The sequence below is a fragment of the Kineothrix sp. MB12-C1 genome (assembly GCF_030863805.1).
GTDB lineage: Bacteria > Bacillota > Clostridia > Lachnospirales > Lachnospiraceae > Kineothrix.
In genome coordinates this window covers 2,259,966-2,276,596 of sequence record NZ_CP132957.1, presented here as the reverse complement: position 1 = coordinate 2,276,596, position 16,631 = coordinate 2,259,966, and the positions used below count along the sequence as shown (strand labels likewise).

At 40.4% G+C, this 16,631-nt stretch carries 15 protein-coding genes and 1 tRNA gene; all 16 read right to left on the bottom strand.

Annotated elements, in window-relative coordinates:
• Positions 1-66: 66 nt before the first annotated feature.
• The 16 genes from RBB56_RS10670 to mmsA all read right to left on the bottom strand — a co-directional run bounded on the left by RBB56_RS10670 (position 67) and on the right by mmsA (position 16,592).
• Positions 67-906 (bottom strand): VanW family protein, encoded by an 840-nt coding sequence (locus RBB56_RS10670; RefSeq protein WP_306718933.1) that lies wholly within the window; start codon positions 904-906, stop codon positions 67-69.
• Positions 907-1,046: 140 nt separating this feature from the next.
• Positions 1,047-1,117: transfer RNA gene (locus RBB56_RS10665), tRNA-Gly, on the bottom strand.
• A 209-nt stretch (positions 1,118-1,326) separates the two neighbouring features.
• Positions 1,327-2,586, bottom strand: coding sequence for a phosphopentomutase (locus RBB56_RS10660; protein WP_306718931.1), 1,260 nt, complete (start codon positions 2,584-2,586; stop codon positions 1,327-1,329).
• On the bottom strand, positions 2,586-3,731 hold the full coding sequence (locus RBB56_RS10655; protein ID WP_306718928.1) for an alanine racemase: 1,146 nt from the start codon (positions 3,729-3,731) through the stop codon (positions 2,586-2,588). Before RBB56_RS10655 ends, RBB56_RS10660 begins: the two co-directional genes overlap by 1 nt.
• Positions 3,728-4,843 carry an aminotransferase class V-fold PLP-dependent enzyme gene (locus RBB56_RS10650; RefSeq protein WP_306718926.1) on the bottom strand — a complete coding sequence of 372 codons (1,116 nt, stop codon included), beginning with the start codon at positions 4,841-4,843 and terminating at the stop codon, positions 3,728-3,730. The genes RBB56_RS10655 and RBB56_RS10650 overlap by 4 nt, the downstream gene beginning before the upstream one ends.
• 34 nt (positions 4,844-4,877) lie before the next feature.
• Positions 4,878-5,786, bottom strand: coding sequence for a phosphotriesterase family protein (locus RBB56_RS10645; protein ID WP_306718924.1), 909 nt, complete (start codon positions 5,784-5,786; stop codon positions 4,878-4,880).
• Between the two features lie 124 nt (positions 5,787-5,910).
• Complete coding sequence (locus RBB56_RS10640; RefSeq protein ID WP_306718922.1) at positions 5,911-7,224, bottom strand: YhfT family protein; 1,314 nt, start codon at positions 7,222-7,224, stop codon at positions 5,911-5,913.
• A 63-nt stretch (positions 7,225-7,287) separates the two neighbouring features.
• Positions 7,288-7,650 carry a DUF2620 family protein gene (locus RBB56_RS10635; protein WP_306718920.1) on the bottom strand — a complete coding sequence of 121 codons (363 nt, stop codon included), beginning with the start codon at positions 7,648-7,650 and terminating at the stop codon, positions 7,288-7,290.
• Between the two features lie 24 nt (positions 7,651-7,674).
• Complete coding sequence (locus RBB56_RS10630; protein WP_306718919.1) at positions 7,675-8,049, bottom strand: sugar transporter; 375 nt, start codon at positions 8,047-8,049, stop codon at positions 7,675-7,677.
• Positions 8,050-8,234: 185 nt separating this feature from the next.
• Positions 8,235-9,152, bottom strand: coding sequence for a GntR family transcriptional regulator YhfZ (gene yhfZ, locus RBB56_RS10625; protein ID WP_306718917.1), 918 nt, complete (start codon positions 9,150-9,152; stop codon positions 8,235-8,237).
• Between the two features lie 350 nt (positions 9,153-9,502).
• Complete coding sequence (locus RBB56_RS10620) at positions 9,503-10,030, bottom strand: CarD family transcriptional regulator (protein ID WP_306718915.1); 528 nt, start codon at positions 10,028-10,030, stop codon at positions 9,503-9,505.
• Between the two features lie 144 nt (positions 10,031-10,174).
• The gene (locus tag RBB56_RS10615) at positions 10,175-10,840 is read right to left on the bottom strand and encodes a hypothetical protein (protein WP_306718914.1); all 666 of its coding nucleotides are present in this window, start codon (positions 10,838-10,840) and stop codon (positions 10,175-10,177) included.
• A 17-nt stretch (positions 10,841-10,857) separates the two neighbouring features.
• Complete coding sequence (locus RBB56_RS10610; RefSeq protein ID WP_306718913.1) at positions 10,858-11,787, bottom strand: aminoglycoside 6-adenylyltransferase; 930 nt, start codon at positions 11,785-11,787, stop codon at positions 10,858-10,860.
• A 114-nt stretch (positions 11,788-11,901) separates the two neighbouring features.
• Complete coding sequence (locus RBB56_RS10605) at positions 11,902-13,689, bottom strand: methyl-accepting chemotaxis protein (RefSeq protein ID WP_306718912.1); 1,788 nt, start codon at positions 13,687-13,689, stop codon at positions 11,902-11,904.
• Between the two features lie 170 nt (positions 13,690-13,859).
• The gene (gene mmsB / locus RBB56_RS10600; RefSeq protein WP_306718911.1) at positions 13,860-15,047 is read right to left on the bottom strand and encodes a multiple monosaccharide ABC transporter permease; all 1,188 of its coding nucleotides are present in this window, start codon (positions 15,045-15,047) and stop codon (positions 13,860-13,862) included.
• A 3-nt stretch (positions 15,048-15,050) separates the two neighbouring features.
• Positions 15,051-16,592, bottom strand: a complete 1,542-nt coding sequence (mmsA, locus tag RBB56_RS10595; RefSeq protein ID WP_306718909.1) for a multiple monosaccharide ABC transporter ATP-binding protein — start codon at positions 16,590-16,592, stop codon at positions 15,051-15,053.
• Positions 16,593-16,631: the final 39 nt, after the last annotated feature.

The window sequence follows — 16,631 nt, the reverse complement described above, 5'->3', positions numbered from 1 at the left end:
CTGCTTCATTTGTCAACTACTTTTTATTATCATTTTTGTTTTTCTATTATTCCATCACTTCTATTTTTACTGCCTTTTGTAGCCCTCTGTCGCTCTGCTTATACTTATCGTCAGATCCCCATCTTTTGCTGTAGAACGAATACAAATAGGATAATCGTAAGGATTCTTAAATCTCAAATCTTTAACCCCCTCGACAATAGCAGAATCAAGACCTGTCGGTACATAGTCTACCGCTAATGAATGAGCATAGCGCTCTGTAGCAGGAATAAGGGAAAGCAGCATCGTCACATAGAGAGTGGAGGATACTTGGCATATTCCGCCTCCCACGCTCGTAACTACTCGTCCTCCTGCAAAAGAAGGTGCAAGTTTATATCCATTTTCCACCGTTCTGGACATAACAGAATTGCTGAAGGAAAATGTTCCCTGAGGCTCAATGATCATGCCGTCAATTCTGGAGGAAGCTATCTCTACATTAACTGCTCTGTCCTCTTCTGTATTATACTGCGTAGAAAAAGAAGCGATCTGGCCGTCAGTCTTTGTTACAGCAGTTGCGATTCGCCCCTCTGCTTCTCCGGTCTGAATATAATGATAATAATAAGCACTCAAGTCCTTCACACCGAATGCAGAGACCAAATCAAGATTATTCTGCATATAGGCCCGCACATCAAACGCTGCATTCCCCGCACGGCCTTCTTTCATTCCCGATGCAATAAAATGTCTTAATAATTTATCCGCATCGTAACCTACCGCGGCTTGTACATCAGCATATGTATTATAATAATATTCTGCATCAAAAACCGATGTATAATCTATTCCTCCTGCCGGAATCTCTCTCGCTTGTACTGCCATACCCGATAAGAGGCAAAGACATAAAACCATAGCTGCCCATCTTTTCATTTTCTTCATTACGCTTTTGTCTCCTTTTACATTTTCCCAACTACCTGTTTTATCAACCTAACAGCCACTAGCGTAACATAAATGCGCCTTCTTTGCCACAGGGCAAGTTCTTAATATTTTTTAATTTTTCTAAAAAAGCGCACAAAAAAAGCGGGTGATGGGAATCGAACCCACGTATCTAGCTTGGAAGGCTAGTGTTCTACCATTGAACTACACCCGCATGTACTATGTTGGAATCTATAACTAATTCCATGTGACATTTAGCATAATATCATATTTCGTTTTCATCTGCAATACTTTTTTATAATTTTAGATAATTTTAAAATATTTATAGAATGCGGAGTATCTATCTTCTCTAAGACAGATACTCCCATATTCATTTCAGGCTTACTCTATATTATAATAAAGGGGGATATTATAATATCACTTTTAATGTACATAATGCGAACTATGTAAATAATCATCTAAAAATGACCTTCCGTTTTGAGGCGGTATTACTCCAAAATACTCACACACGCTGGCACCCACATCGGAAAGGGTACTCCTCGTTCCGATGTGTTTCCCATATACGTTCTCTTTATAAAGCAGAATCGGAACACACTCTCTCGTATGTTTGCTGTGCCCAATCGAAGGGTCGTTTCCATGATCTGCCATAATGAGAAGGATATCTCTTTCATTCAATAGCGAAATCATTTTCCCTATCCCTGCATCTGCCTTTTCCAATATCTTCTTATATACTTCGGCGGACTGGGAATGTCCGGCCAGATCTGTTTCCTGTATATTCGTACATATAAAGCCTTCTTCCATAGCAGTTATAGCCTCTATGGTCAGCTCGATACAACGATCCGTAGGCACACAGGATATACTCCTTCCCTGATCATTGGCAACGATATCCGCCACCTTCCCTATCAAAGTTACCGTAATTCCTGCATCTGTCAATATAGTAGGTGCCTGGGTCCTCTTGTCTACCCCATATCCCAAATGTCTGCATTGGTAACCCTGTTCGTAAGATTTGGACTTAGCAGAGGCAATTCCAATATATGTCCCCTGCTTTGTTTCCTGCGCATTCCATATATCTTCCATCGTATTGCCCGTACCCCCGAACACTACCACACGCCCTACCGTTACTACTTCTCTCACCAGATAGGCAATCTCACATTCTTTCTCAAAGGAAATATAATCAAGCGGTGCCGTAACGTTATAGCACATTCCTAAATCTGCCTCCAGGTTATCGCCTACTGTAACATAATCATCGCAGAGAATATACCTAAGACCTTCTTTTTCCAGGACCTCCACCTTGTGTCCGTGGGCTTTTAGCTGGTCTGCAACAATATCTACCTTTTCCTGAAAAGGATGAGCTTCAGGCTTCTTCGGCAGGGTACCCATGATTTCCTGATGTCCCATAAAGGTATCCGCACCGAAATGCATTAACTCGGATTTTCCGAAGTTTGCCGAAACGCTATATTTCATCTGCTCACTTTCCATCCCATAGGCATTCATCAACCCCAGCTTTTCCATATTAGGCAGCTTCATGTCCGGAAAATCCTTCAGAATACTTCTTAATGTATTGGATTCCCGGTCCTCAGGACGCACCTTTTCGGTGTCATTCATAGACCCTATCCCAAATCCATCCAAAACGATAACAATAAATCTTCCTTTTTTATCTTTCTTGTCTCTATCCAACTCCATCACTCTTTCTTATTTCCGAGACTATCATAAATACCCACGACTTCCGGTTTTCCTGTCGATATCCCTTTCACAAGTACCACGTCGCTTCTTGTAACAAAAATCTGGAATCGGAATGCCATCAGCACCGTATCTCCTATGGTACATTCCTTGGAAATCGCAAAATGATAGTCAATACTATCCTCGTTAGGCACGATAACAGAGAGCCTTTCGGCCGATTCCATATTTTTTCCTACTAATGTATTAGAGGCATGAGAACGCCTATAGTGGCCGCCTCCATAGCAATATGCCTCACCCTTGAAATTGTGAGAAATCTCCGAAACATATACTACACTTGGAATTTCCTCCATATCGCGGGCCGCATGTAAAGGTGTTGTTCCTGTCAAACCGTGCCCGGGTTCTCCGCAGTTGCCGCCATATGCCGCTATTTTATCCAATGTATATACACAAGTAGCTGAGGGCGTATTTATAATATCCGGCGTTATCCCCAGTTCCTTAAGCATCTCTACTGCTTCCTTTACTGTATCCAAATTATTAGTAGGTACTATATCCCTCTTTTCATCATCATAGAGAAAGCAAGGAAAAGAGGTTACCCCTTTAATCTGTATGTTCTTGCATTCCGCTTTCACGCGCAAAGCAAAATCTTTCACCTCATTCAATGAGATGCCTGCTGTCTGGCCGGAATAAATAGCATCTTTATCCCCATAAACACGGAGGAGGATTCCTTGTGTAATGCCTGCATCCCCGGCTGCCTTATCTATACTTTTAACCTTATTGTAAGAATAAACAGTAATTACCTCCGGCCGGTACGCAATGGTCTTAGGTATCATCGTTTCCGGTATCTGTACGAGGTGTCCCACATTTCCAATAGGAATTTGGTGCTGCATCATAAGCTGTGCTTCTTTGAAATCCACTACCACCGCTCCTTCATAGCCAAGTCGAACTAACTCTTTTGCCAGATACGGGTTTCTTCCCAACTGCTTTAACATAAAATATAGCTTTATCTTATATTCCTTTGCCTTGTGCAGTATTTTTTCCGCATTTTTCAAGAACATATCCACATCGATCAAATAGGAATCCGGCAGTACTCGGCCATCCTGGTGTAAGGCAAAGGCCGCTTTTATTAAATTCTCATTTTTATCTATCAATTGATGTATGAACATTGCTCTCTCACTCTCTCTACGGCTTCTTTTAAGATTCTCATAACAGTATCTGCGCCGGCTCTCATCGCATTGATACGAATCATTCTATGCTCTATATCGGGAGCAGCTTTTCGTACCGTACCCGATACTCTGTAAAACATAGGGATTAGCTCATATTTGGATTCAGCCCCTACCGGATAAGGTGCTGCCCCCAGCGTTTCAGCTTCTTCCAATACCTTATCTGCGATTTCTTCCTCAAACTCTACCAACAGAACCTTGGATTGGGCATTTGCCAGAAAAGCATCTTTAATACCTTTTATTTCTCCGTCACATAAACGCTTCACACATTCTTCATTCACCTGCGACTGTAAAGCCAGCGCTACCGGTGCATATACAAATCCGCGCAGCACATCAAGTGCTTCATATCCTTGCACCTGCATCCCGCCTGAATAACTCTCCTGTTCCAACTTATCAATATACCTTTTACTACCGACAATTACTCCGATTCCTTCCGGTCCCAATATCTTAAAGGAAGAAAAACAGGATAAGTCAGCTCCGCATTGTACCCCGATATTTTTTACTTTCATAACTGCATAGTTATCATCCGTTAAAATAGGAATATTTCCTATGCCTTTTATTGCTTTCACACACTCACTCATATCATAGCTGTCATCCAGTTTCTGTCTCGTATACTGGATAATAGCCCCTTGAATATCGGGATTCTCTTCTATTGTTTCTTTGATGGATGAGGAATCATTATAATCAGCCTCTATCGTAGTGATATTTAACATTTCCAAGGAAATTGCAGTTGTCGTATAGACCGGAGCGTTATGTACCAATACCTTATCGCAGGGCTTTAACATGGCATGCAAGCCGAAGCGAATTGCTCCGCTCCCCGCCCCTCTTACTAACAGGCAGGCTTCTGCATCGAAGATAGATGCGATTACCTGTTCTACCTTTTTCGTTGTGGAGGGTTTATTCCATCTCCTTGTAACTCCCAAGTCACCTCTCGTTAGAAATTCACTCCCGTGAAACTCCCTCGTTATTTTGTCAACAATCTTAAATTGCAGTTGTGTTGCCTCTGCAATAGAAATATTTTTTAATGGATAGGTCAGCACTGAATCTCCTTTCCCTTAATAGTACAAATTAGAATTAAATATCTAATATTCTCGCCGGATTGCGGATTAATAGCTTCTCCAAATCTTCTTCCTTAATTCCCTTCTTCTTCAATAAGGGGACAAAATCTTTCATTACCGTCATATAACCGGAATAGTTCCCATATGCTGACAGATACGACTTTCTGGATATATCTTGAGATAAAACGATATGATCCTCATAGCCTTTCTCAAGCAGCCACAGAAGGTTATCCGCTCTTATTTCATCCGATAAATAGGCGCTCTTTCCTATGGTGTCAAAACCTATATTGACACCTGTACTTAATACCTTCACATAATAATCTCTGTTATTTGCCAGATCCAGATGACCTAGAATTATTTTATCCGGATTCATTCCATTTTCTTGAAGTATCTTGGACTGCTCCAGAGCAAGGCTCCCCATCTGGCAATGCGTAGTAACAGCGAGCCCCGTACGGACAGACGCCATGGCTGCTGCGATCAGAACCCTTTCTTCACTGGGAGCCATCTCTCCCATACCAGAGGCTACTTCTCCTATAATACCTGCTTTTATTCCCGTTTCTCCGATTCCTTCTACTGCCTCTTTTTCGAAAATATCGCAGATATCCTCCGCTTTGGCATAACGGATAAATTCATTATGGTATGCTTCTAAATAGCATCCTGTCGCCGCTATAATATGAATATCACACACATCGCTTATTTCTCTAAGTGCTCTTACATCTCTACCCATATCGCCGCAAGTTACTTCTACCACAGTCTTTACACCATAGGCTTTCATTTTATTCAATTCTTCCACAATCAGATTTCTGTCGTGAAACGTAGAGTCATCATCTCCTCTGACAAGAGACAAGTCTAATGCCAGATGCTCATGGCACATGGTAATTCCTAACTCTTCCTTATCAAACAAGCCATTTACCGTACAAATCATATACTATTCCTCTGCTTCCCCGGCGAGCCGGAAGCAACTTTCCGGCCCGCCCGAATTCTAAGCAATACCTAACTATTCAGTCCCCTCACAGTTACAGTAACACTATGATTGAAATCACATCGCATTATACTAAAGGTGTTAAACCAATCAAGTATGTAAGGTTAAGTATAATACCCGTTACAATAGCAGCTACCGGACCAATAGCCATACGCATAATTTTTCTGCCTGTCATTTCATTGACTAAGTATATAATACCTCCAATGATAAAACCGCCCGCGGCACCTGCTGAAGTTGCTTCTCCCATTACTCCGCACGCTGAAATAGAACCAATCAAAAGAGCGAACTCAACACAAGTATTCATGGCACTTCTGATATTATCGGAAGCATCTCTCATAGAAGGGAAATTGCCCAGGAATTTGCCAATGAATCCTAACAAGAAAACTTCTACCAAAATAATAACCGCACCTACAATGGCCGCTATCACAGGATTAGGGCAAAGATATCCCGCCACATATACAAAAGTAAATCCTGCCACACCATATACGCCTGTTGTAACAGCTGTTGTTGCAATAAGAGGAATAAAGCTTAATCCTCTCATAAATTCATTCGTAGCTACTACCTTAATAAGAGACTGTGCCTCTGCAGCATCGCCCATAGCATACGCTCTCGAAAGGTCAAACATGGATACGTCGGAGCCTGCGAACACATGTAAGTTACATGCTGCCGCAATAAGCGCACCAGCCACCATTAAGAAAGGAAGGTTCTTCTTGATGCGCGCTACACGCTCGGAGAAGATGTTCATCGTATCTGCCTCTTCTTTCTTCTTATCGCTTGCGTCCTTTATAATGCAAAGGGCAACCAACGCAATAACACCTACCATCATTGTCCATGAATCGCCGCTAATTGTTGTGAATCTGGGTCCGGCAAAGCGGAAAACCAATACAACAACAGCCGTAATAACTCCTTTTGCCATGCCAAACTGCATAATGATAGCAATAATAGGGAAAATAGCAAATCCGGTAACAATATAATTTCCTACATTGCCCATCGCCCCGATAAGATCCACCGGCATACCGGTAAGAACCGTATTAATTCCGCCGATTGCTGTCATACTCAAGAATCCCCAACCTGCTCCCAATATCGGTGCCAGCCATTTCTTAGGCGCTGCGATACCGATAATATCTGTGGCAAGAAATAGCAGCCACGGATTCAATAGGTTGGTTACAAGCGCATTTCCGATACCTACAGATGCGATAAAGCCTACACTCAATCCAAATGCTATGGATGCCATCTGGGTCCTTTTCATACGGCCCTCAATATACTCCGGAATGACCGGTCTGATTCCGTCATGAAATACCGCCATACCCATATGGGATAAAAAAGCTGTCATTGCACAAAGCAGCATGACCATAATTACATTGATTACATTTAATTCCATCTCTCTTCCTCACTTTCTATATAACAGTTCAAGTAACGGTTCAGTTACCTTTTTATTCCTTCATTATCCTTGCTCATGTGCCTTTAATACTTCCATCAACACAGGTACCGTTCCATCAATATTAGAAACCGTCATCCCAAAGCATGTTTTTCCTTCACTGACGTATCTTTCAATCTCATTTTTATCGGGCTTCCCTCCATTCCTACATACCGTGCAACATTTTGAATATCCGATCATACCGATTAAAATGGATATGGCTGCCCCACCCCCGCTTTCACACGCGCCAAAGTAATAATCCACCTGACCGCTTTTCAGCATAGGCACCGCCCCCATATCAGTCGTAATGACTGCTTCGGCCTCCGGATCAGCTTTTAAAATCGCCTGCTGCATCTCGTTTTTCAACATACCGCCAATTGCTATTTTCATTTTTACCTCCTTATTTTCATTCTCTTACGAGAATAGATTACATAGATGGACTATCAGATAATCCCTTTCCGTTTGTGGAAATTTTACATCGATAGTTCCTAATATCCTTTCTGCAAATAAACAACTTTTCTCATAGCTGCTCTCTTCCTTTAAGGCTTCTATCACCTCCGGCTGTAAAGGATTTTCTTCTTTTTTATCAATTACTCTTTGTGTTCTCATTGCTAAATGCGTGACGAACATTGCGAATTTCTCTTCGTCCGCATCCGGACGTTCCTCCAACACCATATTGATCGTATCATGGCAAAACTCTGCTACCTTCTTACTTACAAGCCCCGCCTCATGTAGTATCCGAATTCTTTCATACGCATCTTCTCTCACTGCTCCCATTTTAATAACCATCCCTTTCTCATAGCCTATAAAATACATTATTTTGTATATTAATTTATACTTTATTTTAGTTAGTATACCTATAACTAATTTTATACAAATTATGCTCATTAACCCCCATAACTTCAATATACATTATTTTGTATATTGGTGCAAAGCACCTATCGTTACTCTCAGCAACGGTAAAAAAGTTGCTATTAATAATTCGGTGCGAGTTTGCCATCCCGTACCCCTTTCAATATATGCAGAACCCTCTCCGGTTTAATATGTTTTTTCAAAAGTTCTTTTAAATAATCTTCATTTCTCCTTACTACCAGAACAGCAGTAGAAAACAAATTATTATAATCCGAATTATCGAGAAATATTACCTTAAAATTATCTCTATTATTAGCCACCACATCTTCGTAGTTCCAAACGCCGGCATCTATAATACCATCCAAAAGTGCAGTAACGGTATTCTGTGTACGGATTTCTACTAGCTTTACCTTTTTGCCATTTGTAATGTTCTTCGTTATCTTACTTTGGTCCAACGAATCACTATCATAAGCAACCCTCATTCCATCACATATTCCATCTTGCTCTTTGTCCCTTAAAAGCAATACATGCTGTGAAAGGAAACTTCCCGATCCAAAATTAAATAATATCTCAATATCACTGTTATTTTTTATAGCATATTCCGCCGCATACTGTGAGCATATGGCAAAATGATAGGCTCCTGTTTCGACCAACCTGATTCGGCCTACTGCACCTCTTGCATAGGCCATATTAAAATTCAACTGCTTCAATTCTTCATAAATCGCGGTGGCAAATCCTTCATATGTAATAGAATAGGGAAGCGGCATAATGCCTAACATCTCACGATGCATACAGTTTTCCTGAAGTTTGGTATAATCGATACCTTCGATATAAGTCCCAAGATGTCCCTGATGCTTTAACTGAATCGCCTCTATCTCTTTTAAATAATTAAAGGCATTCTGAATCGTTCCTCTGGAAACTCCAAACTCTTCTTGATATACCGATATTGGAGGAATCCTGTCTCCCGCATTTTTAGACATCAGATTAAGCGCTAACATACTAATTGTCACGCCTGTCTTCTGATATAAAACTCTATCCATTCCCATACCTTACCAATTCCCCGTTTTATGTACAAAATATTGTATATTGTTAATATATCATGATAATTTACATATGTCAATGGAAAAAAGTCCATATGTTTCGTCACTAACTACAAAAATCAGGGATATTCACAGATTTTAACTGTGGAATATCCCTGATTTTATATTTTGGCATTTGACCATATAAATAAACTATATTATACTGCGCCGAGCAGAGCGAGTGTGCAAAAAGCATACTGTGGCCGCTTGCGGACAAAGTATAATATTTTAACAATATTATACTGCGCCGAGCAAAGCGAGTGTGCAAAAAACATACCATGGTCGCTTGCGGACAAGGTATATCTTCCTTTCTATTCGTCTATTTCTTCTGTCTCATCCGCCTTAAATATACGTCCGGCAATATATTCATACATCTCATCCCTGGACATCGCGAGCGAGACCGACAACTCAGAATATAAATTGTCTTCTGCTATCCTTAAGTATTTCTCATCCATCACCGTTGTTTTCTTACCTTGTGCGATTCGCTCTTGTTTTCGTACATAAAGAGTCTTGATGACCTTAATCCAATCCCTGCATTCTCCGCTACGGATTGTCTTCTTATATTTTTCTTCTCGCTGTTTATCATCGCTTACCCACAATTCCTCAATATCCGGAATATCATTAATCAGCTCATTAGCCTCTTCTCTCGTAAGAATTGCACGCATCACCGCCTTATTACTATCTACCGGTGTAAATATCTTGCTTTCCTTCTGATAACGCGGAACTAAAATATAATACAATCTGCTTCCCGATACACCTGCCATATCAAGAGTGGTAATATCTGCTATCTCACATACCCCTGTATTTCCATATACAACAAATTCTCCTTTCCCGAACATATCATCCCTTCTTTTCTCAACTAAAAAATGGTTTAAGGTTCCTTACTTCTATTCTACCCTTAAAAAAAGATTTTACCACCCTTTTTGCACTTTTCTCCCATTTTTGTATTATTTGTCTCATATAACCGAGTTATATCTTGTATATTATTCCAATTCAATCCATCCGTCCATGTCATCAAAGCTATATTCCATATTAATTGTAACATCTTCATTCTCATATCCGGCAAAACTTACATCCGCGGATTCGATTATATTACCGCCCTTATCTATTGCCTCCAGACGCCAATCCGTTTCTTCCTTTGCCATACAGAGGTTTAGAATGCTTAAAACTTCATATCCATCCATATTCTCTATATCCTCAGCCAGGTTCTTACCTTTCTCATTCTGTAAGGCTTTATATAGATAAATTTCTTCCAGCTCTACACCCGTGTTATTCTTTATCATTACCGATACGCTAAAGGTATTATCGGCTGCCTTTTGGTCTGTCAACTGTTCCATGGATGATAGAATATCGTCATATACTACTATATTCTCCTCCAATTCCTTAATCGTATTATCGATTTCCTCTTCCGACATATTCTGGATATCCCGCTTACCCGTCTCGTTAAGCTCATTCGCCATGCTATCCAACTCTTCACGAAAAGAATCATCCTCCATGTTAGCATATACTTCAATCACCGCATTGTGTTTACTTACCAATTCCTCATAGACACCCTGTGCCTGTTCCAGCTTCCCCGCAGAAACCTTTCCACATCCTGCGAACAAACAGGCGGACATGCAGATAACCAGTATTTGTCCATATCTTTTCATGATGAACTCCCCTCTCCTCATCTTCCGGCGGCTTCTTTCGAAGCCGCTTCTCCCTTATAACTTATTGCGGGGAAATCCACCGCATCCTCCGGAAGTGCATAAGTACAGTCGAGAAATAACCTGCTATTATGAGCTTCCTTTTCATCATAAGTATAATTCAACCCTCCGCCTACCTCTTTTGCTATTTCATCGAAGAAATCACACATTTCAAATAAGGACTGCCAGATAGCTTCTACACTTCCGGAAGGATACGTACGAGAAATCCTCTCCATTCTCTCCTTGGACAAATACTTATGTAAATACTTCCCTGATTTCCCAATACTGCAGGAAAAGTCAGTATAAATACCAATATACCAGGAAAGCATCTTCATTAACTGCGGCCTGACATAGAAATTCATCGTATCCATAGCATAAGATATTTCCTCCCGCCACAATCCCTTTCCCATACTATTGAGCATCCACCAGAATTCATTGCAGCAACATGCATATTCTACCATCGACGGACGCCTCACCCAATGGTCTTCATCAGAGGCTTCAGGAATCGAAGGAAATGCCTTATCCTTATCGAGAAAGATAATACACAGCTTATCACTTTTCATATCCGCAATACTATATTCCAATGTCTGTACATGAAGATCAATTCTATTGCCATCCTCAAACTGCATTAAATAGCCATAGCAATTATCGATATCATGTGCATGTCCCAAGAGCATGTCCATTTTCTCAGGCATCTGCATATAAAGCCGCTTCCCGAATATATCGATCCATTTCTCATCTTTAATAAACGACGCGGTTTCCCTTACCACATACACAATATCATAGTCTTGAAAAATATCCCTGGGTGCATTCCGATTTGTTCTTGAGCCGTTCATGTAAACTCCCCGGATACGTTCATCCCTCTGAGCCGTTCCAATTATGAGATCCATCATTTCTTTTTCACTTCTCATAAGTAGTCCCTCCGCATGCTCTCCTTGCGATATATTCCAATGCTTTGACGGCTGTGTCTACTTCCATTATACTTATACCTTCACATAAATGCAAATGAATCCCTCTTCTACCCGCTAATACTTTACAAAATACTTTACACTTTCCTGCAGTTCACGTACTATTTCATTTACCATTCGTAACGCATTTACAACCTGTCCCATATTCTCTGATAAATCGGAAGTATCTCCCGCTACGCTTGTAATCTCACTCGTACTGCTTCCTACCGTATCATTGATTCCATGACTTGCTTTATTAATTTCTTTTACAAGATAAAGCAGCTTAGCCATACAATCTTTGAAATCCTCCATAATGTTGTCCATTTCTTCCGCCGATTCAAAGTATTCTTTTCCGGTAGCTTCTAATACCTCGTAGTCTCCCATTACATTTTTATGTATGAAGGACAGGACACTCTCCGTATCCTTTGCTAAGTTTTCCACATTTCCGATAACTTCGCTGCTTATTTCCTGAATATAATTAGCAGTACTTCTGGAGTTATCAGCCAATATCCTTATCTCATCCGCTACTACGGCGAACCCTCTTCCCGCTTCTCCCGCACGAGCGGCTTCAATAGATGCATTTAATGCAAGTAGATTCGTCTTGCTGGCAATTCCTAAGATTTCTTCTGTCAATTCCGATATTTTATAGATTTGCTTACTATCTTCTACCGACTTGTTGACAGATGCATCTATAGAGGCGATAACTTGAATAGCTTCTTCCTTACTGCTTATCGCTTTACGTTCCACTTCCTGAGCTTTTAGCTTAACATCCTTTGCATAACTGCTTCCTTCTGATGCTTTGTCTGTCATCTGAATCACTGTATGTTCCATATTCAAGGTATCTTCATTCAGCATAGTAATAGTAGCCGCGACTTCCTCCATGCCCGCTGCAAGCTCCTGCATGGTGGCCGATATATTTTCCGTTCTAATATTAGCATTTCCTATACTTTCTTCCACTATTTTTCCTTGTTTCCCCAGTTCCTTACAGCATCGGATCATACCTGAGATAATACTCTGTACGAGAGAAAGGAAATCATTAATCCCTGATGAAAGCTTTCCTATTTCATCCTTCGATTTGCTCTCCACTCTCACTGTCAGATCTCCACGCTCAGCTTTTATCTCATCTACGATCGTATTGATCTGCCTTGTGGATTTTTTAATCGGTCTCACCACGGTCAGACTTATCACTATGATATTTATACCAATAATGACTACGAAAAAGACAAATGACCCAAAAGCGATATACGGTACCGTTGCCAATGTGGAGTTAATCGATTCCTGCTCTCTATCCATTTCTTCATTGGTAAATGAGATAATGGAATCGATATATGCTTCAATATTCGACTCAAACATGGATAAATTGGAGGTCGCAGATACATTTGCCTGCTGTTTATTCACCATGCTCGTATTTAACAAGCTCGTCACTGTTTTCTTATATCTTGTATAATCCGCGATAAACTTATCAAAATCTTCTCTTCTGATACCATCTTCTTCCAGAAGGATATCGAAGCTTTCTGTCTTCTTGTCGAGGGCATCAATCCTTGCGAAGATATTCTCCCCTATCTTCTCCATATCTCCCTCTCTAACCGTTAAGACATGCATCAGTACCTGTCCGTTAATATAAGAAAAGTCTCTGGATATCTCAGAAATCTTCTCGACTTCCGCTACCTGTTCTTCCATAATCTTTCTGTTTGCATCGCTTATCTTTTCCAGCGACATGACCATGAACCAAATAACAGAGCTGGCTACAATTGCCAACAATAATATTTGAATATATATTTTGGTTCCTATCTTGTTTTTCTCACTTGCCCGTTTCACAGGTATATATCCATTTGTTTTTTTCTTATTTTTCTTCATTGTTTTCATCGCTTTTTATCCCTTCTTACATACTGGTTCGTAACTTCCTTCCAAATTCCATACTTATCACAATTATAACAACCTTTCGATAACGCTTTTACAAGGATTAGCAGTAAGCAGAGAAAGTTCCAACGTACCAAAATACGCCGGAACCTCTCCTGATTAGATATTAGCAAAAATTAATTATTGGCAATTAATTTTCCACCCCTTTTAGATACAACATCAAAGATAACTGCTGCCAAGAGAACCAAGCCCTTTACTACTTTCTGAATATTCTGGTCAACACCCATAATACTCATTCCCAGGTTAATTACACCCATTAAAACGGCGCCGACGATAACCCCGGGGACAGTTCCTGTTCCACCATATGCAGATGCTCCACCGATAAAGCAAGAACCGATCGCATCTAATTCATAGTTCGTTCCATAGGTAGGCTGAGCCGATGTCATACGTGCAATCGTAAGCATTCCGGCCAAGGCTGCTAAAAATCCCATATTTATATATGCAAGAAAATATACTTTATTTGTATTGATACCGGAAAGTTTTGTCGCTTTCTCATTACCTCCTACCGCATAGAAATAACGTCCTACAGTAGTATTCGATGTAATATAACCATAGATAAGTACTACGATCATTACCCAGATAAGAGCTGTAGGGATACCTCTATACTGAGAAAGTCGGAAGAAGAATGCCAGAACTACCGCACAGATTAACACCATTTTAACAAGTGTGGAAGTTATGCTTTCTACTCCATAGCCCTTTTTCACTCTTACGATTCTATTCTTAAGCTGAACAGAAACATAGATTACACATACGATAATACCTGTCAACATACACAATACATTGAAGCCTTCCACGTGGAAGATATCAGGAACATAGCAATTCGCACCGCCACCGAATAACTTGATGAATTCTTCCGATGTAAGCGATACTGTCATACCCTGTAACACTACGTTGGAAAGACCTCGGAATACGAGCATACCTGCCAGCGTAGTAATAAAGGGAGGTATACGCACAAAGGCAATCCAAAAGCCTTGCCATGCACCGATTAACAGGCCGACAATAACCATAGCAACGATAGCCGCGTAGGGGTTCATCCCCTTATTTTCCATTAAAACAGCTCCGATCGCACCGACAAAGCATACTACCGAACCTACGGAAAGGTCAATATTTCCTCCGGTCAAAATACATAACAACATACCTGTTGCCAGCACAAATACATATGCATTCTGAGAAATTAAGTTACTGACATTCTGAGGAAGCAGAATTTTCCCTCCGGTTCCCCAAGCGAAGAAGGCTGTTACAAGAACGAGAACAATAATCATCGTATATTTTTTAACGCCTTCCATTAATCTTACTCTATCCATAATTTACGCTCCTTTATTACTAACTTTCAATATGTGTGACATAATAAGTTCCTGTGACGCTTCTTCCGATGAAAGTTCTCCGACCATCTTGCCTTCATTCATAACGTAGATACGGTCGCACATTCCAAGAACCTCAGGAAGCTCCGATGATATCATTATTACGGATTTTCCTTCCGCTACTAATTGATTGATAATACAATAAATTTCGTATTTTGCGCCTACATCGATACCTCTTGTTGGTTCGTCAAGAATCAATATATCCGGATTGGCAAACATCCATTTTGCGAGCAATACCTTTTGCTGGTTACCGCCGCTTAAGTTTCCTACATTTTGTTCTACTGTAGGGCACTTCGTTTTCAGTTTGTCTTTATACTCCACTGCCACTGCATATTCTTTATCCTTATTAATAACCATACGTTTGCTTATTTCTTTCAAGTTTGCCAGCGTAGTATTAATTTTGATAGGATTACTTAATATCAGCCCATTCCCTTTTCTGTCTTCTGTTACATAAGCTAATTTTTTATCAATTGCATCTTTTACCGAATTGAGATGGACTTCCTGCCCATTGAGCGTAATCTTTCCGGATATATTGGAACCATAGCTTTTTCCGAAAATGCTCATCGCTAATTCCGTTCGGCCGGCTCCCATCAATCCTGCAATTCCAACCACTTCTCCTTTTCTGACACTGATATTTACATTATCAACTACTTTTCTTTCAGAATAGAGAGGATGGTAAACAGTCCAATTTGAAACTGACATCATAACGTCGCCAATTTCCTTTTTCTCACGCTTCGGGAAACGATTCGTAAGATCACGTCCAACCATTCCTTTGATGATACGGTCCTCCGTAATATCATCCACATTCTTATCCAAGGTCTCAATGGTAGAACCGTCTCTTATTACCGTAATCTTATCTGCAACATACGCTATCTCATTCAACTTGTGAGAAATGATGATTGATGTCATCCCCTGCTCTTTGAATTTAAGCAATAAGTTAAGAAGCGCTTTCGAATCCGATTCATTCAAAGATGCTGTCGGCTCATCCAATATAAGAAGCTTCGCATCCTTAGCCAATGCTTTGGCTATCTCTGCCAACTGCTGCTTGCCGACACCTATATCCTTAATTAACGTTCTGGATGATTCCTGTAAGTCAACTACTTTCAACAGCTCATCCGCACGTCCATATGTTTCATTCCAATTTACTGCGAATTTATGTCCTCTCTCGTTTCCTAAGAACATATTTTCCCCAATTGTCATATACGGAACTAAAGCCAGTTCCTGATGTATGATTACAATTCCTTTTCCTTCACTATCTTTAATTTTAGTAAATTTACATACTTCGCCATCATAAATAATATCACCTTCATAAGTACCATAAGGATAAACACCACTCAGTACGTTCATCAAGGTAGACTTTCCCGCACCGTTTTCGCCTACAAGAGCGTGGATTTCTCCTTCCTCCACTTGCAGATTAACATTATCAAGTGCTTTTACTCCAGGAAATGTCTTGGTGATATTCTTCATCTCCAATAATATTTTCGCCAATTTTAAGTTCCTCCCAATATCTAATCGAACAACCATTTT

Bases quoted from the DNA above. Each gene is read 5' to 3' on its own strand.
- RBB56_RS10670 (WP_306718933.1), bottom strand. From the start codon at position 906: ATGAAGAAAATGAAAAGATGGGCAGCTATGGTTTTATGTCTTTGCCTC.
- RBB56_RS10660 (WP_306718931.1), bottom strand. From the start codon at position 2,586: ATGGAGTTGGATAGAGACAAGAAAGATAAAAAAGGAAGATTTATTGTT.
- RBB56_RS10645 (WP_306718924.1), bottom strand. From the start codon at position 5,786: ATGATTTGTACGGTAAATGGCTTGTTTGATAAGGAAGAGTTAGGAATT.
- RBB56_RS10640 (WP_306718922.1), bottom strand. From the start codon at position 7,224: ATGGAATTAAATGTAATCAATGTAATTATGGTCATGCTGCTTTGTGCA.
- RBB56_RS10635 (WP_306718920.1), bottom strand. From the start codon at position 7,650: ATGAAAATAGCAATTGGCGGTATGTTGAAAAACGAGATGCAGCAGGCG.
- RBB56_RS10630 (WP_306718919.1), bottom strand. From the start codon at position 8,049: ATGGTTATTAAAATGGGAGCAGTGAGAGAAGATGCGTATGAAAGAATT.
- yhfZ (WP_306718917.1), bottom strand. From the start codon at position 9,152: ATGGATAGAGTTTTATATCAGAAGACAGGCGTGACAATTAGTATGTTA.
- RBB56_RS10620 (WP_306718915.1), bottom strand. From the start codon at position 10,030: ATGTTCGGGAAAGGAGAATTTGTTGTATATGGAAATACAGGGGTATGT.
- RBB56_RS10615 (WP_306718914.1), bottom strand. From the start codon at position 10,840: ATGAAAAGATATGGACAAATACTGGTTATCTGCATGTCCGCCTGTTTG.
- RBB56_RS10610 (WP_306718913.1), bottom strand. From the start codon at position 11,787: ATGAGAAGTGAAAAAGAAATGATGGATCTCATAATTGGAACGGCTCAG.
- RBB56_RS10605 (WP_306718912.1), bottom strand. From the start codon at position 13,689: ATGAAAACAATGAAGAAAAATAAGAAAAAAACAAATGGATATATACCT.
- mmsB (WP_306718911.1), bottom strand. From the start codon at position 15,047: ATGGATAGAGTAAGATTAATGGAAGGCGTTAAAAAATATACGATGATT.